The organism is Microbacterium sp. A93 (assembly GCF_051842835.1).
Window position 1 is genome coordinate 164807 of record NZ_JBPXMT010000009.1, and the last position, 23503, is coordinate 188309.

Annotated in this window: 19 protein-coding genes, 1 tRNA gene and 1 other RNA gene; 7 read left to right on the top strand and 14 right to left on the bottom strand. The window is 68.9% G+C overall.

Translation table 11 applies throughout. The features are described 5' to 3' along the window. Nucleotides 1-138: 138 nt before the first annotated feature. Together ACSU1G_RS21955 and ACSU1G_RS21960 are read left to right on the top strand one after the other, a co-directional pair. Nucleotides 139-1182, top strand: coding sequence for an ABC transporter ATP-binding protein (locus tag ACSU1G_RS21955; RefSeq protein WP_439282149.1), 1044 nt, complete (start codon nucleotides 139-141; stop codon nucleotides 1180-1182). Further along, nucleotides 1179-2354, top strand: coding sequence for an ABC transporter permease (locus ACSU1G_RS21960; protein ID WP_439282150.1), 1176 nt, complete (start codon nucleotides 1179-1181; stop codon nucleotides 2352-2354). Before ACSU1G_RS21955 ends, ACSU1G_RS21960 begins: the two co-directional genes overlap by 4 nt. A 68-nt stretch (nucleotides 2355-2422) precedes the next feature. Here the strand turns inward: ACSU1G_RS21960 and ACSU1G_RS21965 are convergent, their stop codons facing one another. The 4 genes from ACSU1G_RS21965 to ehuB are packed head-to-tail and all read right to left on the bottom strand — an operon-like array spanning nucleotide 2423 to nucleotide 5632. Continuing rightward, the gene (locus tag ACSU1G_RS21965) at nucleotides 2423-3265 is read right to left on the bottom strand and encodes an amino acid ABC transporter ATP-binding protein (protein ID WP_439282151.1); all 843 of its coding nucleotides are present in this window, start codon (nucleotides 3263-3265) and stop codon (nucleotides 2423-2425) included. Beyond that, nucleotides 3249-3911, bottom strand: a complete 663-nt coding sequence (ehuD, locus tag ACSU1G_RS21970) for an ectoine/hydroxyectoine ABC transporter permease subunit EhuD (RefSeq protein WP_439282152.1) — start codon at nucleotides 3909-3911, stop codon at nucleotides 3249-3251. The genes ACSU1G_RS21965 and ehuD overlap by 17 nt, the downstream gene beginning before the upstream one ends. Then, the gene (locus ACSU1G_RS21975) at nucleotides 3911-4648 is read right to left on the bottom strand and encodes an amino acid ABC transporter permease (RefSeq protein WP_439282153.1); all 738 of its coding nucleotides are present in this window, start codon (nucleotides 4646-4648) and stop codon (nucleotides 3911-3913) included. The genes ehuD and ACSU1G_RS21975 overlap by 1 nt, the downstream gene beginning before the upstream one ends. Before the next feature lie 6 nt (nucleotides 4649-4654). After that, nucleotides 4655-5632 (bottom strand): ectoine/hydroxyectoine ABC transporter substrate-binding protein EhuB, encoded by a 978-nt coding sequence (gene ehuB / locus ACSU1G_RS21980; protein WP_439282154.1) that lies wholly within the window; start codon nucleotides 5630-5632, stop codon nucleotides 4655-4657. 254 nt (nucleotides 5633-5886) lie between these two features. Here ehuB and ACSU1G_RS21985 point away from each other — a divergent pair, with 254 nt between their 5' ends. Next, nucleotides 5887-6669, top strand: coding sequence for a GntR family transcriptional regulator (locus tag ACSU1G_RS21985; protein WP_439282155.1), 783 nt, complete (start codon nucleotides 5887-5889; stop codon nucleotides 6667-6669). 91 nt (nucleotides 6670-6760) lie between these two features. On the opposite strand, the gene recR is transcribed toward ACSU1G_RS21985, so the two are convergent. From recR to ffs, 4 genes are all read right to left on the bottom strand, one after another. Further along, nucleotides 6761-7360, bottom strand: coding sequence for a recombination mediator RecR (recR, locus tag ACSU1G_RS21990; RefSeq protein WP_439282156.1), 600 nt, complete (start codon nucleotides 7358-7360; stop codon nucleotides 6761-6763). Between the two features lie 89 nt (nucleotides 7361-7449). Next, the gene (locus ACSU1G_RS21995; protein ID WP_439282157.1) at nucleotides 7450-10611 is read right to left on the bottom strand and encodes a DNA polymerase III subunit gamma and tau; all 3162 of its coding nucleotides are present in this window, start codon (nucleotides 10609-10611) and stop codon (nucleotides 7450-7452) included. Continuing rightward, nucleotides 10608-11729 carry a tRNA glutamyl-Q(34) synthetase GluQRS gene (gluQRS, locus tag ACSU1G_RS22000; protein WP_439282158.1) on the bottom strand — a complete coding sequence of 374 codons (1122 nt, stop codon included), beginning with the start codon at nucleotides 11727-11729 and terminating at the stop codon, nucleotides 10608-10610. The genes ACSU1G_RS21995 and gluQRS overlap by 4 nt, the downstream gene beginning before the upstream one ends. Before the next feature lie 51 nt (nucleotides 11730-11780). Further along, an RNA gene (gene ffs, locus ACSU1G_RS22005) (signal recognition particle sRNA small type) lies at nucleotides 11781-11877 on the bottom strand. 87 nt (nucleotides 11878-11964) lie between these two features. Between ffs and ACSU1G_RS22010 the strand changes: the two genes are divergently transcribed. The 4 genes from ACSU1G_RS22010 (at nucleotide 11965) to ACSU1G_RS22025 (ending at nucleotide 15822) form a co-directional block, all read left to right on the top strand. Next, complete coding sequence (locus tag ACSU1G_RS22010; protein WP_439282159.1) at nucleotides 11965-12690, top strand: O-methyltransferase; 726 nt, start codon at nucleotides 11965-11967, stop codon at nucleotides 12688-12690. Nucleotides 12691-12783: 93 nt separating this feature from the next. Further along, nucleotides 12784-12868: transfer RNA gene (locus tag ACSU1G_RS22015), tRNA-Ser, on the top strand. A gap of 195 nt (nucleotides 12869-13063) precedes the next feature. Then, nucleotides 13064-14233, top strand: a complete 1170-nt coding sequence (locus ACSU1G_RS22020; protein WP_439282160.1) for an acetyl-CoA C-acetyltransferase — start codon at nucleotides 13064-13066, stop codon at nucleotides 14231-14233. 2 nt (nucleotides 14234-14235) lie between these two features. Further along, a complete protein-coding gene (locus ACSU1G_RS22025; protein WP_439282161.1) occupies nucleotides 14236-15822 on the top strand; it encodes a fatty acyl-CoA synthetase in 1587 nt (528 codons plus the stop codon). Between the two features lie 87 nt (nucleotides 15823-15909). Here ACSU1G_RS22025 and ACSU1G_RS22030 read toward each other — a convergent pair whose 3' ends face one another. The 6 genes from ACSU1G_RS22030 to ACSU1G_RS22055 form a co-directional block, all read right to left on the bottom strand. Further along, nucleotides 15910-16359, bottom strand: a complete 450-nt coding sequence (locus ACSU1G_RS22030) for a DoxX family protein (RefSeq protein ID WP_439282162.1) — start codon at nucleotides 16357-16359, stop codon at nucleotides 15910-15912. A gap of 200 nt (nucleotides 16360-16559) precedes the next feature. Beyond that, entirely contained in the window at nucleotides 16560-17432 is an 873-nt protein-coding gene (gene catA / locus ACSU1G_RS22035) for a catechol 1,2-dioxygenase (RefSeq protein WP_439282163.1), read from the bottom strand. Nucleotides 17433-17489: 57 nt separating this feature from the next. Further along, the gene (locus tag ACSU1G_RS22040) at nucleotides 17490-19064 is read right to left on the bottom strand and encodes an AAA family ATPase (protein ID WP_439282164.1); all 1575 of its coding nucleotides are present in this window, start codon (nucleotides 19062-19064) and stop codon (nucleotides 17490-17492) included. Nucleotides 19065-19252: 188 nt separating this feature from the next. Next, the gene (locus tag ACSU1G_RS22045; protein WP_439282165.1) at nucleotides 19253-20059 is read right to left on the bottom strand and encodes an alpha/beta fold hydrolase; all 807 of its coding nucleotides are present in this window, start codon (nucleotides 20057-20059) and stop codon (nucleotides 19253-19255) included. A gap of 289 nt (nucleotides 20060-20348) precedes the next feature. After that, nucleotides 20349-21764, bottom strand: a complete 1416-nt coding sequence (locus tag ACSU1G_RS22050; RefSeq protein WP_439282166.1) for an ATP-binding protein — start codon at nucleotides 21762-21764, stop codon at nucleotides 20349-20351. Between the two features lie 61 nt (nucleotides 21765-21825). Then, nucleotides 21826-23484, bottom strand: a complete 1659-nt coding sequence (locus tag ACSU1G_RS22055) for an AMP-binding protein (protein ID WP_439282167.1) — start codon at nucleotides 23482-23484, stop codon at nucleotides 21826-21828. Nucleotides 23485-23503 lie beyond the last annotated feature (19 nt).

A 23503-nucleotide genomic window follows, 5' to 3' on the forward strand; every position in this document is an offset into this window, starting at 1 on the left:
ACGGACGTATAACGACCCGTCTCGGTGAGGGCTTGTGAGGGGCCGTGAGGGCAGGGCGAATCGGCCCGTCCCGCCCGCACAGAAGGGAGACGAGACCGGGTGCTTGCCGTCGTCGATGCCGTGCCTCACGATGTACCTATGAGCACCGATACCGGCACCGTCCCCGCCAGTGAGGTCCCGGTTCCTGCCCCGGAGCCGGGGGTGGCGGGCATCACCGTCAGCGGGGTGACGCGCAGCTTCGGTGCGGTGAAGGCCCTGCAGGGCGTGGACCTGACGGCCCCGGCCGGGGCCATCACGGCCCTGGTGGGCCCCAACGGATCGGGCAAGACCACCCTGATGCTGGTGCTGGCCTCCCTGCTGAAGCCCGACGCCGGCTCCGTCACCATCGCCGGTGCCGACCCGGAGGTGGATCCGGGCGCCGTACGTCGGAACACCGGGTGGATGCCGGACACCCTCGGGGTGTGGGAATCGCTGACCGCCCGCGAGATCCTCGTGACGATGGGCCGGTTCTACGGGTTGGACCGGGACCGGGTGCGCTCCCGTGCGGGCCAACTGCTCGAGTGGCAGGAGCTGGCCACGCTGGCGGACCAGCCGGCCCGGGTGCTCTCCCGCGGCCAGCAGCAGCGGCTGTCCCTGGCCCGCGCCCTCATCCACGATCCGCAGGTGCTGTTGCTGGACGAGCCGGCCTCCGGGCTCGACCCGGGGTCCCGGATCCGCCTGCGGGACGACTTGAAGCAGATGGCCGCCTCCGGAAAGACCATCCTCGTCTCCTCCCACGTGCTCTCCGAGCTCGATGAGATGGCGGACCTGGCCGTCTTCATCCAGGACGGGGCCACTGTCCGGATCGAGGACCTCAGCCGGGATGGCGCCGCCGGCGGGCGGTACCTCATCACCGCGCTGGACGTGGCCGCCCTGCATGCGGCGCTGGAGCACTATTCGATCGCCTTCCGGCCCGCCGGGCGGCGACAGGACTCGGTCAGCGTGGAGATGGCCTCCGCCGTGGAAGCCGCAGACATGCTCGCCACGCTGGTGGGGGCCGGGGTCCGTGTGCTGTCCTTCACCCCCGGAGCCTCGCGGTTGGAGACGACCTACCTGGAGCTGGACCGGATGCGCTCGGTGGACCACCGGCCCGCCGGGAACGGACCCGCCGACCAGGCCACCGAACGGGGAGTGCAGCGATGACCATGACGCAGTCGCCACAGCGGCCGGAGTCGCCGCTGGTTCCGGAGCCCGGCCGGCAGGGACCCTCGCAACGACTGGGCTGGGGCGCCGCCCTGGGGAACATCATCCAGATGGAGTTGCGCCAGCGCCTGCGCACGCGCAGCTGGTACATCATGCTGGCCGTGTGGTTCGTGGTCATCGGCCTGGTCACATGGGGCGCGGTGGCCAGCTTCAACACCCTGGCCGGTGAGGACCTGTTCTTCGGCCCGGGCCGCTTCGTGTTCGAGGCCGTGGTCGGCTTCGTGCTGTTCTTCGGACTGCTGGTGGCCCCGGCGATGTCCGCCAGCACCGTCAGCGGCGACCGGGCCGGCGGCACCCTCGCCATCGTCCAGATCACGCTGGCCACCCCGGGACAGCTGCTCACCGGGAAGTGGCTGGCGTCCTGGATCGCCTCACTCGGATTCCTGGTGGCCGCCCTGCCGTACATCATCCTGGCCGTGGTCCTGGGCGGGATGGATGTGCCGGGCCTGATGGTCTTCGTGCTGATGGTGGCCGTGGAGCTCGGGGTGGTCTGCGCCATCGGCACCGCGATCTCCGCGATCGTGGCCCGGACCCTGTTCGCCGTGGTGGTCACCTACCTGCTGGTGGCACTGTTCTCCCTGGGCACGGTGATCGCCTTCGGGCTGACCGCGCCCCTGGCCATGACCTCTGTGCCCGCCAACCGAGCCGTCTACCCGGACGAGGAGCCCGGTTTCGACGAGGAGACCGGCTACGACACCATGGACTGGACACCCGTGCGCTGCACCGGGCCGCTGATGCCCATGGACACCTTGGACGCGCGGTCCACGTACTGGCTGTTGGCCGCGAACCCCTTCGTGGTGGTGGCGGACGCCGTGCCGCAGCCGGAGAAGCCCCCCTATGATCCCGACGACCCGGAGACGTGGGAGCCGGACGGCATCATGACCTCGGTCTCGACCGGGGTGCGGTTCCTGCAGCGGCCGCCGGAGATGAACGTGGAATGCGCCCACGGGGAGCTGACGGACCCGGCGGAGGCGGACGCCCATGACGGCACCCCGGTGTGGCCGCTCGGCTTGGGCATCCAGCTGGTGGTGGCCGGAGCCCTCTTCGCCTGGGGTCGGGCCCGCCTGGTGGCACCCGCCGCCCACCTGCCGCGAGGCACGCGCGTGGCCTGACCGGCCGCCGTCGTGCCCGGCCGTGCGCTTTGAGGGCAGAGATCACCAGTGATCTCTGCCCTCAAAGCTCAGCGGGTGCCGATCTGTCCTTCGCCGAGCACCGCCCGCAGGAACTTCTTGGTGCGCTCGTGCGTGGGGGCCGTGAACATCGTGTGGGGGTCGGAGTCCTCCACGATCGAGCCGCCGTCGAACATCAGCACGCGGTCCGAGACGTCCCGGGCGAACTGCATCTCGTGGGTGACGATCAGCATGGTGATGTCCGTGGTGTCGGCGATGGTGCGCAGGATGCCGAGGACCTCGTCCACGATCTCCGGGTCCAGGGCGGAGGTCACCTCGTCCAGCAACAGGATCTCCGGGTCCATGGCCAGGGCGCGCGCGATCGCCACGCGCTGCTGCTGGCCGCCGGAGAGGGAGGAGGGGTGCGCGCCAGCCTTGTCTGACAGCCCGACCTTGTCCAGCAGGTCCATGGCCTTCGCCTTGGCCTCGGTCTTGGACTGGCCCAGCACGTGGACGGGGGACTCGATGATGTTCTCGATCACCGTCATGTTCGGGAACAGGTTGAACTGCTGGAAGACCATCCCGATCCGGGTGCGGGTCCTCTTGATCTCCTTGTTGGACAGGCGCACGCGCTTGCCGCCCTCCAACCGGTGGGTCAGCGGCTGGCCGTCGATCAGGATGATCCCGCCGGTGGCCTCCTCGAGCGTCATGACCAGCCGCAGGATGGTGGTCTTGCCGGAACCCGAGGGGCCGATCAGCGTGACGCGCTCGCCCTTGTTCACGTGGAAGTGCAGGTCCTTGAGCACCACGTTGTCACCGAAGCGCTTCTCCACGTCCCGGAACTCGATGAGGGGTGCGGAACCCCTGGCCGGTGCACCGGGGGTGGTGGCGGCGGGGTCAGTAGGCGTAGGCAAGACGCTTCTCCAATCGGCGGATGAGGACGGAGGTGGGATAGCTGGCCAGCAGGAAGATGATGCCGGCCAGGGTGATGGCCTCCACGTAGCGGAAGTGGTTGCCGCCGAAGATCTGGGCGGCGTTGACCATCTCCACCACGCCGATCACCAGCAGGAACGGGGTGTCCTTGAACATGGAGATGGCGTAGTTGCCCAGGGCGGGCACGGTGGCGCGCAGGGCCTGGGGGATCACGACGGCGGTCCAGGTGCGCCGCGCGGACATGGACAGGGCCGTGGTGGCCTCCCATTGGCCCTGCGGGACCGCATCGATCCCGGCACGGTACACCTCGGACATATAGGTGGAGTAGTGGATGCCGAACACGACGATCCCGATGGTGATCGAATCGAACATCAGGAACGTGTAGTAGGCGAACAGCAGCTGCACCACGATCGGTGTCATGCGGATGAAGCTGACGATCCACTTGACGATCCCGGAGATCGGCTGGGGTGCCATCCGGATGATCATGGCCCACACCAGGCCCAGTGCGGCCGCGATCAGGGTGGACAGCACGGTCACCAGCAGGGTGACGGTGAGGAATCCCTCGAGGACATCCGGGAGGGCCTTGAAGGCCAGGTCCCAGTCCCAGAGGGCGCGTTGGTTCTCCATCAGACTCCACCTCCTGCCGTGGACAGGACGTCTTTGTTGGTCGGGGTGGGCGAGAGGATCTCACGCAGGGAGGGGCCCCGGCCGAGCCGGTTCTTGGCGCGGGCCTCGAGGGCGTTCATGAACAGCGTCAGGATCAGGGCCAGGATGAAGTAGCCCACCAGCCCGACGCCGGCGTACGCCCAGAACGTGTTCGTGGCCCGGGTGAGCTGGTCCAGGTGGAAGGTGAAGTCCCGCAGCAGGATGACGCTGACGATCGCGGTGCCTTTGAGCAAGTGGACCAGCAGGCTGGCCAGGGAGGGGATCATCAGGGCCCAGGCCTGCGGGAAGATCACCCGGCGCATCCGGTGGACGGGGGGCATGGACAGGGCCGTGGTGGCCTCCCACTGGCCCTGCGGCACGGAGGCGATGGAGCCGCGGACGACCTCGGCGCAATACGCCCCGTAGTTCAGGCCCAGTGCCAGCACCCCCACGAACATCCCGGGCAGCTCGACCCCGAACTGGGGCAGCACGAAGAAGATGAAGAACAGCTGGACCACCAGCGAGGTCCCACGGAAGAACTCGATGATGATCCGGCCGGGGATGGCCAGGGCCTTGTTGTCGGCCCCGGCCATCAGACCGAGGACCAGGGCCAGGACGAGGGCCAGAGCCGAACCCATGACCGTGAGCTGGATGGTCACCCACAACCCCTGGATCAGGAACGGCCAGGCCTCGGCGGTGGCCTGAAGGTTCTCAAGCACCGGCTATCAGCCCAGGTCGCCCGCGCAGAGCTGCTCGGTGGTCAGGTCCTCCGGGGGCAGGTTCTCCGCGGTGAAGCCGTAGTCGCCCACGACCTCCAGGTAGGTGTCCTCGGATTCGGTCACGGAACCCAGGGCCTCGTTGTAGGCCTCCAGCAGGTCCGTGTCGTCCTGGCGGAACACGGTGCCGCCGGCGCCGATCTGTTCCACGCCGTCGATCACCTGGACGAACGCCTCGGTGGTCTCCACGCCGGCGTCCGGGTTCTCCTCGGCCAGGGTGTTCAGCGAGATCGCGGTCATGGCGAAGGCGTCCGCGCGGCCGTTGGCCACGGTGTCCATGCCGGTCTGGGCATCCGGGACGGACTGGACGTCCAGTCCGAGGGAGTCGGCGTAGCCGGCCTCGATACCGCCGGCCAGCACGGCCAGGTTCACGCGTTCGCCGGCGTCCATCTTCTCCTTGACGGAGTCCAGGTCGGTCAGGCCCAGCGGGTTGCCCTCGGCGACCATCAGGGTGGTGGTGTACATGATCTCCGGATCGGAGAACGCGGCCTGGGCGCAGCGATCCGGCAGGATGGACATCCCCGCGGAGACCGCGTCGAAGCGGCCGGCGTTCAGGCCCGGGATCAGTGAGTTCCAATCGACGAGCTCGGCCTTGACGTTGTCGATGCCCATGTCCCCGAAGATCTTCTCGTGCATGGCCACGGTGGCCCCGGCCGGCTCGCCGCCCTCGAGGTACGAGTAGGGGACCTCGCCGGCGATGCCGACGGTGATGGTGCCCTCCTCCTTGAGGCGTTCCAGGGTGTTGCCGGCGGCGGCGGTGGTGCCCTCGCCGCCCTCCGGGCTGTCCTCGGACCCGGCGTCCCCGCCTCCGCAGGCGGTGAGCATCAGGGCGGAGGCGGCCAGCAGGCCGGCTCCCTGCAGCAGGCGCCGCGAGCGGCGGTGGCGGGCGACCGGGGGTGTCGCGGGGTTCAGGTGCTGGATGGTCATGGCGTGCTCCTCAGCTGACCGGACCTCCTGAGGCTGCCGGCGGGGGGAGGCCGGTGGTGCGGTGGATGACGGTGCGTGGATCACGGTGCGGTGCGGGCAGCTTCCGCCAGACGCTAGCAGAATGTGAATCAGCCCACCATCAGAACGTCGACCTGAAGAATGTCGACAATATAACGATTCACGTGGAAGGATCAGAGACCTTCTCATGGTCTGCTGCGTGGAATGATCGTGGTTGCGTCGAAAGGAACCGCCCCATGAACGAGACCCAGGACCGGGATGCCACCCGCCGGAACGGCCCGGTCACCAGGCCTCTGGTGAACATGGTGCGCCGTCCCTCCACCGTGGACCTCATCGCCGTAGAGCTGCGCAACGCCATCTACAGCGGCACCCTGCTTCCTGGTTCATCCGTGCGCGAGACCGAGGTGGCCTCCCAGCTCGGGGTGAGCCGTGGCCCCCTGCGCGAATCCGCCCAGCGGCTGGTCCAGGAGGGACTGCTCGTGGCGCGCCCCGGGGCCGGGCTGCGGGTGGCCACCGTGGGCGCGGACCAGGTGGAGGAACTCTACGAGGCGCGGTTGGCCATCGAGGGGGCGGCCGTCCGGAAACTCGCGGGTCTCGAGCCGGTCGTCAGGGAGCGCCATGTGGCTGCCGCCCGGGAGCTGTTCTCGGCTCTGCAGGCGGCCCTCGAGCACGGCACGGATGCCCGCCGGATCGGGGACGCGGACCTGGACCTGCACTTCGGTCTGGTGGAGGCCACGGGCAATCTGCGGATGACGGCCATGGCGTCCACCCTGATCGTCCAGACCCGACTGGCGGCCCTGTCACACCGTGATGGCTACGTGGTGCGCACGGACATCCTGGACGTCCACCGAACCCTGATGCGCCAGATCTCCGACGGCGACGGGCCGGGGGCCGAACAGACCCTCGCCGAGCATTTCCAGCAGACCGTGGACCGCCTGCTGGGCCGGTTGGAGGAGCCCTTCAGCACCGTCACGGGAGCGGCCGAGGGCTCACACTTCTCCTTCAACCGCCTGCCCTGACCCGCCCCCACCCCGGGCGCAAAGTGACCTCACCCCCGCCGTAGTGACGTGGTCTGGTCACTTCGTGCCCCCCCGGGCACGGCGCCAAACGTCAACCGGCCACGTTGCGCCGGCCCTCGAACGCCCGCCCGAGCGTGACCTCGTCGGCGTATTCCAGGTCGCCGCCGACCGGCAGCCCGGAGGCGAGCCGGGTGACCGTCAGCCCCGTGGAGCCGAGCATGCGGGCCAGGTACGTGGCCGTGGCCTCGCCCTCCAGGTTGGGGTCCGTGGCGAGGATGACCTCTTCGACGGTCGCGTCCTGGAGCCGGGTCAGGAGTTCCCGGATGTGCAGCTGATCAGGTCCGATCCCGGCGATGGGATTGATGGAGCCGCCGAGCACGTGGTAGCGGCCACGGAACGTGCGGGTCCGCTCGATCGCCATGACGTCCTTGGACTCCTCCACCACGCAGATCTGCGAGAGGTCGCGCCGCTCGTCGCGGCAGATGGAGCAGGTCTCCTGCTCGGAGATGTTGAAGCAGATCGAGCAGAGCTTGACCTTGTCCTTGACGGTCTGGATCGCCTCGGCCAGCCGGAGCATGTCCTCGGCGTCCGCCTCCAGGATGTGGAAGGCGATGCGCTGGGCGGACTTCGGCCCGATCCCGGGGAGCCGCCCCAGTTCGTCGATCAGGTCCTGGACCGCACCTTCGTACACGCTACCGACCACTTTCTGCGTTGCTGATCCGGCCTGTGGGCCAGGGGATACGGTTCCCGCCGGACGGCGGACGGGCGCTCAGGACCGGCTCAGGACAGGGGACTGCCGTCCAGCATCCGTTCCTCGATGAAGCGGCCGCCCAGCAGCCGTTCCACCACCTTGCGCCCGGCGATGCCGGATTCCTCGATGGTGATGTCGTCCTCGCTGGGAACCTCGTCACCCCAGCTTACGGACCCGGACCCCGCTGCCGGGTCCGCACCGCCGGTGGAGGGGCCCGACGACGGCCCCGTCACCCCGGGCGCACCGGGTGGGCCGGGGCGTGCCCCCGCCACCTCCGCGGCGGAGACCCCTGCAGAGGGCGACTGGGACTGGTTGTACTGCTCCATCATCTGCTGGAACCGGCTGGCCCGGCGCTGATGAGGGGAGCCTGCGGACGGGGTGGGGGCATCGCCCGGGGCGTTGACGGGCGATTCCGTGGGCGCGCTGCGGGGCGTCCCCGGGCCGGCCGCGGAGCGTTCGGCCCGCATCTGCGCCTCCGGCTTGGCGAACGAGGGGATGCCGCCGAGCCCCGGTTCCGGCCGGGGGATGTGGGCATGGCCGGGTTCGGGCCGGTGGGCCGGCGTGGACGCAGGCTCAGGGCGAGGGATGGCTGATGCGCCGGGCTCCGGCCGGGGAATGGATGCCGTAGCCGGTTCGGGACTCGGGTAGGACGGGCCGGGCTCCTCACCCCACTGGCGGGCGTAGCCGTCGTCGTCCTCCGGCTCGGGCTCCTCGTCCCACGGCGGGGGCACGTCCTCATCCGCGTAGGCACCGCCCGGGCCGGCCCAGTCGGAGACAGGCAGGCCCTCAGCCGGCTGCTCCTCCGGGGTGGCCGGCTGACCGGCGTAGGGGACGATGGCCTTCTCGGTGGATGACTCCGCCTTCACCTCGGCCGGTGCCGGGATGGACGGCTCGATGGCAGGTGATCCGTGCTCAAAACCCGCCGGCTCAGAACCCGCTGGCTCAGGACCCACCGGCTCCGGGCCCGCTGGCTCGGGGCGAGGGGAGTCGAAGCCGGGGGACTCGGGCGTCGGAGCGCTCGATACAGGGGTGTGCTGGCCCGGGGCATCCTCCGGTGGTGTGACCGGTTGGGGGGCCGCCGGGTTGGGGCGGCCCTCAGCTTTTGGGCCGGGACCACCCGTCGGTGCGGACCCTCCGGTGATGAGGTCCAGCTGGGGCTGGATCCCGAGGACCGAGTGGACGGCCGCGGCGATGACCTGGTCCCCGCCGCGGCGCTGCACCGTGTCCCGGGGGCCGTCGCCGGAGAACCCGATGGTCAGGAGCTGGCCGTCGAATCCCGCCACGGACGCGTTCTGCGAGACGAGCATCCAGATGAGCCGCGAGTGCTCCTCCAGGTACGCCAGGATCTCCGGCCACGCCCGGCGGATCATCTCCACCTGGGAGGCCCCGCCGCCTTGAGGGGCCTGAGTCGGCTGCGCTTGTTCGGGACGCGGCGCCGGCTGCGCAGGTTCCGGACGTGACGTCTCCCGGGTGGGCTCGGGACGTGACGTCTCCTGGGTGGGCTCGGGACGCGACGTCTCCTGGGTGGGCTCGGGACGCGACGTCTCCTGGGTGGGCTCAGGACGCTGCGCCATCTCCCGCGGATCGGGCCGCTCCTGCGTGAGCGCTTCGGCCGCTGCGGTCGGCGCTGGCGCTTCAACGGGAGCAGGCTGTTCGACCGGTGCCGACTGCTCCGATGCGGGGACGGCTCCCCAGCCGACACCGTCGGGAGAGGATGCTGGGGAGGGCGGTTGCGGCGCGACCTCGGGGGCGGCCGGGACGTGGGGCCGGCCGGAGGCCTGATCGGCCGTCTGCTCCGCGGTCTCCCCGCGCTTCATGGCCGCGCGGGCCAGGGCGGCCCCGGACAACCCGGCGGCCGCGGCAGCCCCATCGTGGGGTCGCGACTGGGACTGCACCTGACGGTCACCGTGCTCACCGGGTGCCGGCCGGCCGAAGTCGTTCCGCGCGGAACCGGACGGGTCTGCGGAACGGGCCGGGCCGGCGTCGTGCGGGGTGGGGGTGGCGTGATCGGTGGACTCCGGGGATCCGCCGTAGGCGAGCCGGCGCTCGATCCGGTCCAGGCGGGCGGCCAGGCCGCGCTCGGTGGAGTCCGTGGTGGGCAGCATCAGGCGGGCCATCAGCAGCTCGAGGTGCAGGCGCGGGCTGGTGGCGCCGACCATCTCGGTCAGGGCCTGGTTGGTGATGTCCGCGGCACGGGAGATCTCACCGTGGCCGAGCTGGGCGGACTGGGCCTCGAGGCGCCGGACCTGGTCCTCCGGCGTTCCGTGCAGCACGGCGGAGGCCGACTCCGGCATGGCCTTGACGATGATCAGGTCTCGGAACCGCTCCAACAGGTCCTCCACGAAGCGGCGCGGATCCTGGCCGGACTGCACCACGCGGTCCACCACCCGGAACACGGTCTGGGAATCGGCGGCAGCCACGGCGTCCACCACGTCATCCAGCAGGGCATCCGGGGTGTAGCCCAGCAGGTTCACGGCCAAGTCATAACCGATGGTCCCCTCGGCGGCCCCGGCCATCAACTGGTCCAGCACGGAAAGGGTGTCACGCACGGAGCCGCCGCCGGAGCGGATCACCAGGGACAGCACGCCCGGCTCCACGTCCATGTTCTCCTGCACACACAGCCGCTCCAGGTACTCCATGAGCGGCTCGGGCGGGACCAGGCGGAAGGGGTAGTGGTGGGTGCGGGAGCGGATGGTCCCGATCACCTTGTCCGGCTCCGTGGTGGCGAAGATGAACTTGATGTGCGGTGGGGGCTCCTCCACGATCTTCAGCAGCGCGTTGAAACCCGCCGAGGTGACCATGTGGGCCTCGTCGATGATGAAGATCTTGTACCGGTCCCGCACGGGGGCGAAGGTGGCGCGCTCGCGCAGGTCGCGGGCATCATCCACGCCGCCGTGGGAGGCGGCATCGATCTCGATGACGTCCAGGGCACCCGAGCCGCCGGTGGCCAGCTCCTGGCAGGACGCGCACACCCCGCACGGGTGGCCGGTGGGACCCTCGGCGCAGTTCAGGCAGCGCGCCAGGACGCGGGCCGAGGTGGTCTTGCCACAGCCGCGCGGCCCGGAGAACAGGTAGGCGTGGTTGACCCGGTCCTTGGACAGGGCGGTCATCAGCGGCACGGTGACGTGCTCCTGGCCGATGATGTCCTCGAAGGAGTCGGGACGGTAGCGGCGGTACAGGGCGGTAGTCACCCTTGGAACCTTATCTTCTCTTCGGGGGTCCCTGCAGAGCCGATCACAGTCTGTGGAGGAGTCCACGGGGCATCCGGCACGTCGTCAGGGTCGAAGTGCTCCAGCGCGCGTTCCAGCGGCCCGGCCGGCAGCCCCAGCGAGTCCAGCAGCAGGTCCCGGACCCGCTCGGGCGACCACCTGCCGCCGGGCTGGGCCATCAGATCGGCGAGCGTGACCGCCCCGTCCCGTTTGGCCAGCCGCTGCCCGGCGGCGTTGAGGACCAGCGGGACGTGGACGTACTCGGTCTGCGGCGGCTGCCGGCCGGTGCGCTCACTCAGTAACCGGGCCAGCCAGTCCTGCCGCGGCGTGGAGGAGAGCAGGTCGTCCCCGCGGACCACCTGGTCCACGCCCTGGGCCAGATCGTCCACCACCACCGCCAGGTTGTAGGCATAGGCGCCGTCATTGCGGCGCAGCACGAAATCGTCGACGCCGGCCTGGACCGTACCCTTCAGCCGGTCCGTCACGCGGTGGACCGGGGCCTGGCCGTCCGGCAGGCCCGCGGCGCGGGCGGCATCGATCCGCAGGGCGGCAGGACGGGCACGACGGCGGCGCTCACGTTCGACCTCGGAGAGGGTGCGGCAGGTGCCGGGATAGGACCCGGGTGGCAGGACGGTCACGGGCGCGGCCGTGGCGTTGCCAGGGGTGGGGCCGCGCGTGTCCTGATGCTTCGAGTAGGGCGGGCCTGCCGATGGTGAGAGGCCTGTACCCGGCAAGCCCTCCCTGCTCGATCCACTCGTGGGGAGATGCGGGGCGCTGGTGGCCTCGGCGATGTCCCTGCGGGTGCAGAAGCACTCGTATATAAGGCCGCCGTCCATTCCGCCCAAGGTGGCGAGGGCCTCCACGTAGAGGTGGATGCGCTCGGACTGTCGGACGGGTTCGGCATCCCAGGTGATGCCGATCGCGGCCAGGTCTTCCAGTTGCTCGGTCTCGGCGCCGGAGCGGACCCGGTCCAGGTCCTCGATGCGCAGCAGGAACGGCCGGCCCGAGTGGCGGGCGAAGAGCCAGGCCAGGATGGCGGTGCGCAGGTTGCCCAGGTGCAGGGTGCCGGAGGGGCTGGGGGCGTAGCGGCCAGCGGGCACGGGACCTCCGGACGGTGGGCTGTCGGGCTGTCGGGGGAAGTGGTGAGGAAAATTAAAGACCCCCCACGCACCTGCCAGAGCCCACCTACCCTTGCTACCTTCCGGTCCTGGGGGAGTTCAGCGAGATGACACCACGTGAGGGGCCGTCGTCCAGCATACCAGCGGACGGGAGGCGGCGTCGATTCTCCGCTGGGAGCCCTCGAGGCCGTGCTGATGCGGTGATTACGCTGGGCCCATGACTTCACTGGAGCACTGGGCCGCCGTTGACGACTACCTGGTGGACACCGCGATCCGGCCCGCGGAATCCTTCGCCAGCACCCGCGCCGCTACCCATGAGGCCGGCCTGCCGCAGATCGAGGTGCCGGCCGGGCAGGGCAAGCTCATGGGGCTCATCACCGAGTTGGCGGGGGCCCGCTCGGTGTTGGAGTTCGGCACCCTCGGTGGGTATTCGACGCAATGGTTCGCGGCCGCCGTCGGGCCTCAGGGGAAGGTGACCACGCTGGAATACGAGCCCCGCCATGCCGAGGTGGCCCGGCGGAACCTGGATGCGGCCGGGCTGGGGGAGCGCGTGGAGATCCGGGTCGGTGCGGCGCTGCAGACCGTGCAGGAGCTCATCGACTCCGGCGCCGGGCCGTTCGACGTGGTCTTCATCGATGCGGACAAGGCGAACAACGCGAACTACCTGGACGCGGCGCTGCGGCTCTCCCGACCGGGGACCGTGATCATCGGGGACAACGTGGTGCGCGGCGGCCGCGTACTGGACGATTCCGGCACCGGCGACGATGCCGCCGACGTGGCCGGGATCCGCACCTACCTGGAGCGTCAGGGACAGGACCCACGGCTGAACGGCACCGCCCTGCAGACGGTCAGCGGCAAGGGCTGGGACGGTTTTGCGCTGGCGATCGTGCGGGATGTTGACGAGGGTCCGGTGGACGGGCCACGGGGCGGCACGGAGGGCTGAACCGACTCGATTGGTCCCCAGGGGCGCCGGTCGGGTAGGATGAATCTCGCTCTTGCGTCGGCTGCCCAGTGTGGCCGAAGTGAGGGTGTGTCAGGAGGATTCGCCTAGCGGCCTATGGCGCACGCCTGGAACGCGTGTTGGGTTAACGCCCTCGGGGGTTCAAATCCCCCATCCTCCGCAGTAGAGAAGGCCCCTGACCTGGGGAAACCCGGTCAGGGGCCTTTCTCGTCCCTCGTCACGAAGGGTGCGTGGCGCTGCCTGCCCTGGAGAAGGTATTGCCTGAGCCGTGATCTGGACAACAGGCCCGTGCTCGGGAAGGCTACTGGGAAGTACCCGCGCGCACTGCGTGTTCCCGTCCCGAAAGGACCTTTCCATGGCAGCACCAGTCGAGGCCTACATCATCGATGCCGTCCGCACCCCCGTGGGGCGCCGCGGGAAGGGGCTGGCACACGTCCACCCCCTGGACCTGGCCGCGGCCCCGATCCGCGAGATCATCCGCCGCGCCGGGATTGAGGACACCTCTGTCTATGACGAGGTGATCCTGGGCTGCATCGACCAGCTGGGCCCGCAGGCCATGGACATCGCCCGCAACGCCTGGCTGGCGGCCGGCGGCTCGGAGGCCGTGCCGGGCACCACCCTGGACCGCCAGTGCGGCTCCGGCCAGCAGGCCGTCCACTATGCGGCGCAGGCGGTGATGTCCGGTACGAGTGATCTGGTCGTGGCCGGCGGCGTGCAGTCGATGTCCGCCATCCCGCTGTCCTACTCGAATACGGCGGCTCGGGACCTGGGCTTCGAGGACCCCTTCACCGGCTCGGAGTCCTGGGCCGGGCGCTATGGCGATCAGGAGATCTCGCAGTTCCGCGGCGTGGAGATGATGGTGGAGCAGTGGGGCTTCACCCGGGAGCAGCTGGAGGAGTTCGCGGTCACCAGCCAGCAGCGGGCGCTCGCCGCCCGGGCCGCCGGCCGCTTCGAGCGGGAGATCATCGCGGTCCCCGGCGCCGAATCGGTCACCGCGGATGAGGGGCCGCGGGAGCCGGACCTGGAGAAGATCCGCTCCCTGAACCCGATCATCCCGGGCGGGGCGCACACTGCGGCCACCGCCTCCCAGATGTCCGACGGCGCCGCCGCCCTGCTGATCGCCTCGCCGGCCGCAGTGGAGCGGCACGGCCTGAAGCCCCGCGCCCGCATCCACCACCTCTCCGCCCGTGGAGCGGATCCCGTGATGATGCTCTCCGCCCCGATCCCCGCCACGAAGTACGCCCTTCAGAAGGCGGGGATGAGCCTGGATCAGATCGACCTCATCGAGATCAACGAGGCCTTCGCCGCCGTCGTGCTCGCCTGGTTCCAGGAGATCGGCGCGGACCCGGCGAAGGTCAATGTCAACGGCGGGGCGATCGCCCTGGGCCACCCGATCGGCGCCACCGGCGCCCGGCTGATGACCTCCCTGCTGCACGAACTCGAACGCACCGGTGGCCGCTACGGCCTGCAGACCATGTGCGAGGGCGGCGGTCAGGCCAACGTCACCATCATCGAGAGGCTCTGACCATGACCGGCACCGAGTCCATGATCGCCCAGGCTGGAGCCAACACCCTGGGCGCCCTGCTCGCCCGCACGGCCTCCCGCAACGCGCAGAACACCGCCCTGCGCTTCGAGGACCGTCAGTGGACGTACGCGGAGCTGGAGCGTGCCGTGCACCGGGTGGCCCACCGGCTGCGGGGAGCGGGGTTGGCGGACGGGGCCCGGGTGGCCGCCTACGGGCTGAACTCGGACGCCTACCTCATCCTGTTCCTGGCCTGCGCCACCGCCGGCTACGTGCACGTCCCCGTCAACTTCGCGCTCAAGGGAGACGAGCTCGCCTACCTCCTGGAGGACTCCGGCGCCGAGCTGCTGGTCGCGGACCGCTCCCTGTTGCCGCGCATCGGCGAGGTCCGAGACCAAGGCCGGGCGGCCGGCGTCGTGCAGGTGTGGCCGTTCACTGAAGAGACGGAGGAGGGGCACGACGACGGCGCGCAGCATCCAGCGCTACTCACCACCGCGCGGGACGAGCAGGCGCCGGCAACGGCACTGGAGCTACCCGTGGGCGACGAGGACCTGGCCCAGCTGCTGTACACCTCCGGCACCACCTCCGCCCCGAAGGGGGCGATGATGTCCCACCGGGCGCTGATCGCGGAGTACGGGGCCACGATCGTCGCGCTGGACATGACGGAGGAGGACCGGCCGCTGGTCTGCATGCCGCTGTACCACTCGGCGGCCATGCACGTGTTCCTGATGCCGTACCTGTCCCTCGGTGCGACCGTCCGGCTGCTGGCCAAGCCCGATGTGCCGGAGGCGCTGCGGTTCGTGGAGGAGGAGCACATCGGCTCCCTGTTCCTCGCGCCCACGGTCTGGGTGCCGCTGAGCAACCACCCGGACCTGGACACCCGGGACCTGTCCTCACTGGTCAAGGCCCAGTACGGCGCCTCGATCATGCCGGTGACCGTGCTGCAGCGGCTGCGGGAACGGTACCCGAAGATCGGCTTCTACAACTGCTTCGGGCAGTCCGAGATGGCGCCCCTGTGCACCGTGCTGCGCCCGGAGGAGCATCATGCCCGGCCGGCCTCCTGCGGACGGCCGATCCTGTCCGTGCAGGCCCGGCTCGTCACCGCCGAGGGGACACTGGCCGGCCCCGGTGAGCCCGGCGAGGTGCAGTACCGGTCCCCGCAGCTGATGAGTGGGTACTGGAACAAGCCGGAGGCCACCGCCGAGGCGTTCCAGGACGGTTGGTTCCGCTCCGGCGACCAGGCCACCCAGGACGCGCAGGGCTACCTGCAGATCGTGGACCGGATCAAGGACGTCATCAACTCCGGTGGCGTGCTCGTGGCGCCGCGGGAGGTGGAGGACTGCATCTACGAGCTCGAGCAGGTCGCCGAGGTGGCCGTGGTGGGCCTGCCGGACGAGCGGTGGATCGAGGCGGTGACGGCCGTGGTGGTGCTCAAGCAGGGCGCGGAGCTCACGGCCGAGACCGTGCGCGCCCACGTGAAGTCCCGGATCGCGGACTTCAAGGTGCCCAAGCGCGTGGACTTTGTGGCCGAGTTGCCACGCAACCAGTCCGGCAAGCTGCTCAAGCGCGAGCTGCGGGCGGAGCGGAGTTAGCCCCATGCAACTGCAGGTCGATAGATGACCCGATTTCTGTGATTCACGCAGAATGCGGGTAGTCATCGACCTGCAGATGCTGGAATGTCAGGCGGCCTTCTTGGCCCTGGCCTTCTTCTCCTTGCGGTGCTGGCCGGCGTCGAGCGCGGTGAACAGCAGGCCGCCGATCAGGGACATGTTCTTCAGGAACTGGGTGCGCTGCTGACCTCGGGCTGCAGGGTCCTCGATGCTCCAGAAGGGGTGTCCGGCGAAGGTGGTCGGCACCATGGAGCCGACCAGCGCGACGGCGGAGAGGCGCGGGGCGACGCCTAGGGCCAGCAAGGTGCCGGCGGCCGCCTGCACGACACCGTTGGCGCGCACAGCGGTCTCGTTGTCCACCGGTAGCGGGGCCACCTCGCGGAGGGAATCGAGGAGGGGAGCCGCCATACCCACGCGGGGGCCGGGTGCCTTCGCGGCCTCGTATCCCAGCAGGGCGTACATGGTGCCGGTCAGGACGCGGGCGGTGGGGCGGAGGGCGGTAGTCACAGGATTCATCATGCCTTCACTCTAAGGACTCGCAGGGTGATTCTGGGGCATCGGACGGATGCCACGGGGCGCGTCACGGGGCGGGATTGACCTCATACAACTGCAGGTCGATAGGTGACTCGATTTCCGTGATTCACACGGTTTTCGGTGACCTATCGACCTGCAGATTCGCGAGATATCGCGAGGTGTCGCGTGGTGGGCCTAGCGGCGGATCACTGCTCCGGATCGAGCACGAAGTCGTACTCGGTGGTCTCGCCCTCGCCGTTCGGGTTCGGCTGCGGATCCAGCATCAGCTCGGGCTTGACGGCCGAGGCGATGTCATCCTCGTTGTGCGGATCGCCCGGGAAGTAGAGCTGGGCGGTCAGCAGCTGGTGGCCCGGTGCGCTCACCTTGAAGTGCATGTGGGCCGGGCGCCAGGCGTGCCAGCCGGCGGCCGCGATGAGCTGGCCGCAGGCGCCGTCGGTGGGGATCTGGTAGGGCGCGGGGCGGACCGTGTGGATCTCGAAGTTGCCCTCCTCGTTGGCGGTCCAGGTGCCACGGAGGTTCCACTCCGGCAGGCCCGGGGCGAACTGGGAGTAGAAGCCCAGGTCATCGGCGTGCCACAGCTCCAGCTTGGCACCGGGCAACGGGGAGCCGTCCACGGCGCGGACCTGGCCGGCGAAGGTGAACGGGATGCCCGGCTCGTCCTCGCGCATCGGGATGGTGCCGTTCCAGTCCAGTTCGGGAGAGCCCTCGAGGTAGTAGGGGCCCTCGATGGTGCCCTTGGAACCCTCGCGGTCCGCGTTGGCGACCTCCTCCACGGAGTGCTCCAGCCAGACGTCCAGGAACAGCGGCCACTCGCCGTCAGCACCGACCTTGATCAGCCAGGCCTTGAAGGCGTTGTACTCCTCGTAGCTGACCTTCTCCTCGAGCACGATGTCATTCAGGGCCTTCACGGCGCGGGAGGCCAGCAGGTTGACGCGCTCGGTGTCGACGACGCCCCCGGCGTTCTGGGCGGCCATGCGCTCGCGGAATCGGGCCGAGGCATTGGCACCGGAATCGGCCGCGCGGGCTTCGGTTTCCTGATTGAGACTGTCCTGGGTCATGATTTCTGCTTCCTTTGCGAATCGTGCGGTGTGCGGTGGGGTCAGGTGGTCAGGTGGTCAGTTGGTGGGGATGAACTGCAGTCCACGGAACCGGGCGGCTGCGGCGAAGACGTCCAGATCCGGGTCCGTCCCGCGGTGGGCGGCCATGCGCAGTCCCAGGCGCAGCAGCATCTTGATGTCCCGGGGCGTGATGTCCGGGAAGCCGGCCACGAGTTGGTCCAGCAGTTCATCCGACAGTTCGATCCTGTGCCCGTCGGCGAAGGTTTGCCAGATCTGGCGCGCGGCCGCCGGTTCCGGGGCGCGGTAGTCAATGACGGCGGCGCAGCGGGCGAGGATGGCCCCGTCCACCTCGTCGATCCGGTTCGTGGTGAGGAACAGCAGGCCGTCGTAGTACTCGAGGGTGCGTAGGAACTCCGCGACGATCGCGTTCTGGTGTAGCTCGAAGCCGCGTTCCAGGACGAAGACATCGGCCTCGTCCAGCAGCAGCACGGCGTCCCAGCGCTTGGCCCGGACGAAGATCTCCTCGAGGTTCTTGCGCACCAGTTCGGCGGTGATGCCCAGGGAGCCGGAGTGGATGGAGTAGAGCGGCCGGCCGATGACCTCGGCATACACCTCGGCGGTCAGGGTCTTGCCCACGCCGGGCCGGCCGCGGGCCAGGATCACGTTGCCGGAGGACTTGCCCTCGATGATGTCCCCGGTGAACACGGAGATGTCCGAGGTGAGGATATCCAGCAGCTCGCGCTGGTCCTCCGGCAGCACCAGCTTGTCTCGCAGTGCCGGGTTGTACTTGTAGCGCGTGAGGTCGGCCGTGTTGACGTCCAGGTAGTCCTGGGCGGCGAGGTCGAACACGCGGACCGCGGTGACCACGGGCACGGCGGCGGTCTCGGCCTCGTCGAAGAGGATGGAGGAGGCGACCATGCGCAGCGGGGCCCGCTCATCCGGGGCCACGTCATGGATCACCTTGCGGTTGGACCGGTCATGGGCCGAGCGGTAGTCCTCGGTGCGGATGGCCCGGCCGGTGAAGACGAACTGCTGGCCGAAGTCGTGGTCGATGATCTCCTGGAAGGCATCGCGGCGCTCCTGGTACTCGGAGCGGAGCTTCTCGGTCTCCTTGAAGGCCTGGTGCGCGGTCAGGATGTCCGCGGGGGTCTTGCCGGCCACCTCGGTCTCGTCGAACTGCAGCAGGCGGGGCGCGCGGGACTTGCGCTTGACGGTGGGGTTGTCCGCCTCCATGGTGATCTTCACGCGCGGGGGCCGGGTGCTGTCGCCATGGTCCAGGGTGATGTCCTTGACCAGGTAGGGGTGGAGATAGCCATCCGGTTCCTGGACGTAGAGCCAGCCGTCGATGATCGAGTCCTTGAGGAACTCGCGGAAGATCTCCACGGCGGACTTGAGGTTCGGAATGGGGGCGAAGTGGCCGGCGCGTGCGGCCTGCACGGCCATCACGGCCCGGGCGAAGCTACTGTCCTGCACGGTCTCGGCCGCTGCGGCGAGGTCCGTCAGTGCGGCGTCAGTGAGAAAGCGGTCCTGGATGCCCATCTCGCGGGAACGCCACGAGGAGGCCTGGGTCCGCGCCGTCTGCAAGTCCGCAGACTCGGTGGCGAGGACGACCTCCGTGGGGGCGATGAACATCCGCTGGACTCCTTCACTGTGTGGACACTGTGCCGGCACGCCGCCCGAGGGCTACTGGAGGGGCTCGCGACTATGCCGTGGGTCACTCTGGCGCATTGGGGTCAGCCTAACGGTCGGTTCTTGAAGAAAAAAATACTTAAACCCTCTTGATTCATATCTCCAACCTCTCAGCGCTAGTGGCGGCGGGTTCAGGGGCCGCCGGGTACGACGCCGGCCAGGAACCCCAGGATCTCCGGCGTCACCTCCTGCTCCAACTCCTCGAAGAACCCGTGGCGCCCGCCCGGGTAGAGGCGCAGCCGCGCGTCGGGGATCCGCTCCGCGATCAGGGCCGCGTTCTCGGTGGGGACCATGCGGTCCTCGGTCCCGTGCAGCACCAGGGTGGGGGCGGTGATCTCCGGCAGGGCATCCCAGGCGTCGTGGCGGTCGCTGGCCCGGCGGTGTCCGACCTGCTCGCGGGGGCTCATGGTGGGGCCCCCGAGCAGCGTGCTCTGGGCGGGGGTGCCGGGCCAGTCCGGGGTGTAGAAGAGCTCGTACAGTTTGGCCTGCTGCTCCGCCCGCGTCCCTTGCGCCAGCCACCGCCGGGTCTCGGCCTTGCGCTCCAGGGCGTGCTCGCCGCCGGGGGAGGTGCACCCCAGCACGAGTGCGGACACCTGCTCCGGGTGGTTCACGGCGAGCATCTGCGCCACCCGGCCGCCCATCGAGGTGCCGAACACGGCGGCGGACCGGATCCGGAGGTGGTCCAAGACGTCCACGGCGTCCTCCGCGAAGAGCGTAGTGCTCCAATCACCCAGATCACCGCGGCTGTTCCCGGTGCCGCGGTAGTCGAAGGTGATGGTGCGGTATTGCTCCTCGTAGCCGCCACGGACGCGGTCCCACCACTGGTGCGAGTTCGCCTGGCCGGGCAGCAGCAGCAACGCCGGTGCGGTCTGGGGGCCGCCGGTCTGGACCGCGAGCGGGAACCCGTCCCGCGCGTGGTGGATGAACTCCTCAGACATGTCTCCCCTTCTGGATCTGCAGGTCGATGGATGACCTGTTTGACCCTCATTCTGCGGGCACCGAGTCACCCATCGACCTGCAGATGGAGGTGGGGGGCCAGATGGTCCAGAGCATAGGCCCACGCGATGCGCTCCTGTTCCAACCGGATGTCTCCCTCGGTGCGGAGGCGCTCCTTCGATGGGATGTGCACAGTCTGTCAGGAGGTTCGGACGCCTGACGAAACCACTCGAAGCTACTCTAAAAAATTTAGAGTAGCTTCGAGTAGTTCTATGTCAGTAGATGCGAGTATCAATCAACGAGACGCCAGGTTGCTCGTGGATCTTTGGGGGACTTGCCATCCCACGCCACCACTCCTGCGTCCCGCAGCGTTTCGAGTACGGCTCGGACCCATGGCCTGGACCGACCGGACTGTTCCACAATTTCTCCCGTGCCGATGGCGCCACCCTGCTGACGAAGCATCCGGATCAGGTCGTCGGCGCCGGCTGGTAGTTGGCTCTCCAGTTTCGGATCGAGTCGGGAGGCTGCTGCCAGTGTCAGGCGGACGCTGCCACCTGTTTGCTCGAAGAGCGGGTCGACGAGCCCCAGTTCGCGCATCTCTTCGAACATGCGACGGATTCCCTCGCCTCGTTCCAAGGTGATCCCCAAGTCTGAGCACACGCGAGCGATGCGCGGGTTTCTCGCATAGCGGGCGATGTCCAGTGGGCGGGTGGGGTCGGCAAGTCCGGGAAATCGACCGGGGCTCTCAATTTCGACCCGATCGGGAAAGATGCTGACGCGGATATGGTCTCCGGCCAGGCTGTAGGAACGATGGACGACAGCGTTGACCAGACCCTCCAGCCATACATCAGCTGGCAACAGCGGAATGTCCTCGAAGCGGCGGGACGTGCCCAGAGCGCGGCGCTTCGGCATCCATTGAGAAATGCAATCTGCTGCGTGGTCGATGATGTCCGGGATGGGGCCCTCAAAGCGCCGGTCTTTGCCGCTCTCGAGGGATTGTCGCGAGCCTGTTCCGGGGTCGCGTTCGGAAAAGCGCATCACCCGGACCAGGGCCTGGGGTAGGTACTGCTGCGGGGAGCGGCCCAGCAATAGGAGGCCTGCCACCGTGAGGTTGCCGGTGCGCGTCAGTAGGCTGCGTGCCCTGAGCGCCCTCGGGTCGTCTGCATCGGCGCCGATCGCCTCGCGATAGCGCTGGAACTGAACAGGATCCAGGTCCTCAGGGCCTGCCCCAGGAGCTGCTTCTCCCTCGAACTGTGCCGAGCCCCGGTCATAGGCCAACTCTCGTCGTTGATTGAAGCCCAACTTGCGCGTCTCGTCACCGACTCGAAGGTAGGCGTCGCCTTTGCTCGTCTCGTAGACCTGTTCGCCTGGTCGGACGTGGATCAGCAGGGCGGTGCGCTGATGATCCAGGCTGACCTCTTCCGTCTCCATTCGAACTGGCGGGCTCGTGTGGTCCATGGCTACTTGGCGTAGGGCGCTCCTCCGCTCCGGCGTCAGGAGATGTCCATCGTATTGACCGTTATGGACGCCAATCGCGACTGTGCCACCCTCTGCATTGGCAAAGGCCACCAGCAACGGGGCGAGGCCCCGAGGTGCCACGCGAGCCGACTTCCGGTCGAACCACTGGTCTTCGGGGGTTTCGAGCAGTGCGTCGAGTCTGGAGTCTTCTGGAAGGGTGCTGATGTGGCTAGTCGGAGTGCCATGCATGCAACTACTCTAATCTACTCTAAAGTGTTTAGAGTAGATGCAAGTACCGTCCCTGGGAAGCTCAGCGCGTGCCTTCCGCCAGCAGGTCCATCGCCTGGGCGCGCAGGTCCACCTTGCGGACCTTTCCGGTGACGGTCATGGGGAACTCCTCGATCACGTGCACGTAGCGGGGGACCTTGTAGTGGGCGATCTTCCCGGCGCAGAACTCCCTCAGGGACTCGGTGGTCGGCGCCTCGGCCCCCTCGCGGAGGCGGATCCACGCCACGAGCTCCTCGCCGTACCGCTCGTCCGGCACCCCCACCACCTGGGCGTCCACGATGTCCGGGTGGGTGTAGAGGAACTCCTCGATCTCCCGCGGGTAGATGTTCTCCCCACCGCGGATCACCATGTCCTTGATCCGGCCGGTGATCTGCACGTAGCCCTCCGCGTCCATCACGCCGATGTCCCCGGTGTGCATCCACCCTTCGGCGTCGTTGGCCGAGGCGGTCTGGTCCGGATCGTTCCAGTAGCCCGTCATCACCGAGTAGCCCAGGGTCAGCAGTTCCCCGGCCTCGCCGCGGGGCATGACCTCGCCCGAGCCCGGGTCCACGATGGCCACCTCGAGGTGGGGTCCCACCCTTCCGACGGTGCTGACGCGCTGGTCGAGGTTGTCCGCCGCACTCGTCTGCAGGGAGACCGGAGAGGTCTCCGCCATGCCATAACAGATGGACACATCTGACATGTTCATCTGCTCGATCACCTGACGCATCACGTGCTCGGGGCAGGGGGAGCCGGCCATGATGCCGGTGCGCAGCGTGGAGAGGTCGTAGGAGTCGAAGTCCGGCAGGCCGAGCTCGGCGATGAACATGGTGGGCACCCCGTACAGGGAGGTGCAGCGCTCGGTGGCCACCGCGTGCAGGGTCTCGGTGGGCCCGAATCCCTGAGCTGGGATGACCATGGCGGCGCCGTGGCTGGTACAGGCCAGATTGCCCATGACCATGCCGAAGCAGTGATAGAAGGGCACGGGGATGCAGACGCGGTCCTCCTCCGTGTAGTTCACCCGCTCGCCCACGAAGAAGCCGTTGTTGAGGATGTTGCGGTGGCTCAGCGTGGCCCCCTTGGGGAAGCCGGTGGTGCCGGAGGTGTACTGGATGTTGATCGGGTCCTCCGGGTGCAGTCCCGCGGCCACCCGATCCAGCCGGGCCGTATCCGCCGCCGTGCCCGCCAGCGCGTCCCAGGCGCCGCCGCCGATGATCACCACGTCCTGCAGTTCGGGGCACTGCCCACGGACCGAGTCCAGCATGGCCTCGTAGTCGCTGGACTTGAATGAGCTGGCGGCCACCACCGTGCGGATCCCGGACTGGTTGAGGACGTACTGCAGCTCCTCGGTGCGGTAGGCCGGGTTGATGGTCACCAGGATGACGCCGGTCTGCGCGGTGGCGTACTGCGTCAGGGTCCACTCGGGCAGGTTCGGCGCCCAGATCCCGAGCCGGTCGCCCGGTGTCAGCCCCGCCTCCAGCAACCCGGTGGCCAGACGGTCGACGTCGGCCGCGAACCCCGCGTAGGTCCAGCGCCTCCCGCTGGGGACGTCCACGAGCGCCTCGCGCTCACCGAAGGCGGCGACGGTGTGGGCCAGGTTGGCACCGATGGTCTCCTCCAGCAGTGGTGTGGTGGTCTCGCCGCGGTCGTGCGAGGGGGCGGCGGGCGGGTTGGTGGGGATGCTGGTCGGCTGGGTGGTCATGGGACTCGTGTCAGCGGTG

Bases quoted from the DNA above. Each gene is read 5' to 3' on its own strand.
- ACSU1G_RS21955 (WP_439282149.1), top strand. From the start codon at position 139: ATGAGCACCGATACCGGCACCGTCCCCGCCAGTGAGGTCCCGGTTCCT.
- ACSU1G_RS21960 (WP_439282150.1), top strand. From the start codon at position 1,179: ATGACCATGACGCAGTCGCCACAGCGGCCGGAGTCGCCGCTGGTTCCG.
- ehuD (WP_439282152.1), bottom strand. From the start codon at position 3,911: ATGGAGAACCAACGCGCCCTCTGGGACTGGGACCTGGCCTTCAAGGCC.
- ehuB (WP_439282154.1), bottom strand. From the start codon at position 5,632: ATGACCATCCAGCACCTGAACCCCGCGACACCCCCGGTCGCCCGCCAC.
- ACSU1G_RS21985 (WP_439282155.1), top strand. From the start codon at position 5,887: ATGAACGAGACCCAGGACCGGGATGCCACCCGCCGGAACGGCCCGGTC.
- ACSU1G_RS22010 (WP_439282159.1), top strand. From the start codon at position 11,965: ATGACTTCACTGGAGCACTGGGCCGCCGTTGACGACTACCTGGTGGAC.
- ACSU1G_RS22020 (WP_439282160.1), top strand. From the start codon at position 13,064: ATGGCAGCACCAGTCGAGGCCTACATCATCGATGCCGTCCGCACCCCC.
- ACSU1G_RS22025 (WP_439282161.1), top strand. From the start codon at position 14,236: ATGACCGGCACCGAGTCCATGATCGCCCAGGCTGGAGCCAACACCCTG.
- ACSU1G_RS22030 (WP_439282162.1), bottom strand. From the start codon at position 16,359: ATGATGAATCCTGTGACTACCGCCCTCCGCCCCACCGCCCGCGTCCTG.
- catA (WP_439282163.1), bottom strand. From the start codon at position 17,432: ATGACCCAGGACAGTCTCAATCAGGAAACCGAAGCCCGCGCGGCCGAT.
- ACSU1G_RS22040 (WP_439282164.1), bottom strand. From the start codon at position 19,064: ATGTTCATCGCCCCCACGGAGGTCGTCCTCGCCACCGAGTCTGCGGAC.
- ACSU1G_RS22045 (WP_439282165.1), bottom strand. From the start codon at position 20,059: ATGTCTGAGGAGTTCATCCACCACGCGCGGGACGGGTTCCCGCTCGCG.
- ACSU1G_RS22050 (WP_439282166.1), bottom strand. From the start codon at position 21,764: ATGCATGGCACTCCGACTAGCCACATCAGCACCCTTCCAGAAGACTCC.
- ACSU1G_RS22055 (WP_439282167.1), bottom strand. From the start codon at position 23,484: ATGACCACCCAGCCGACCAGCATCCCCACCAACCCGCCCGCCGCCCCC.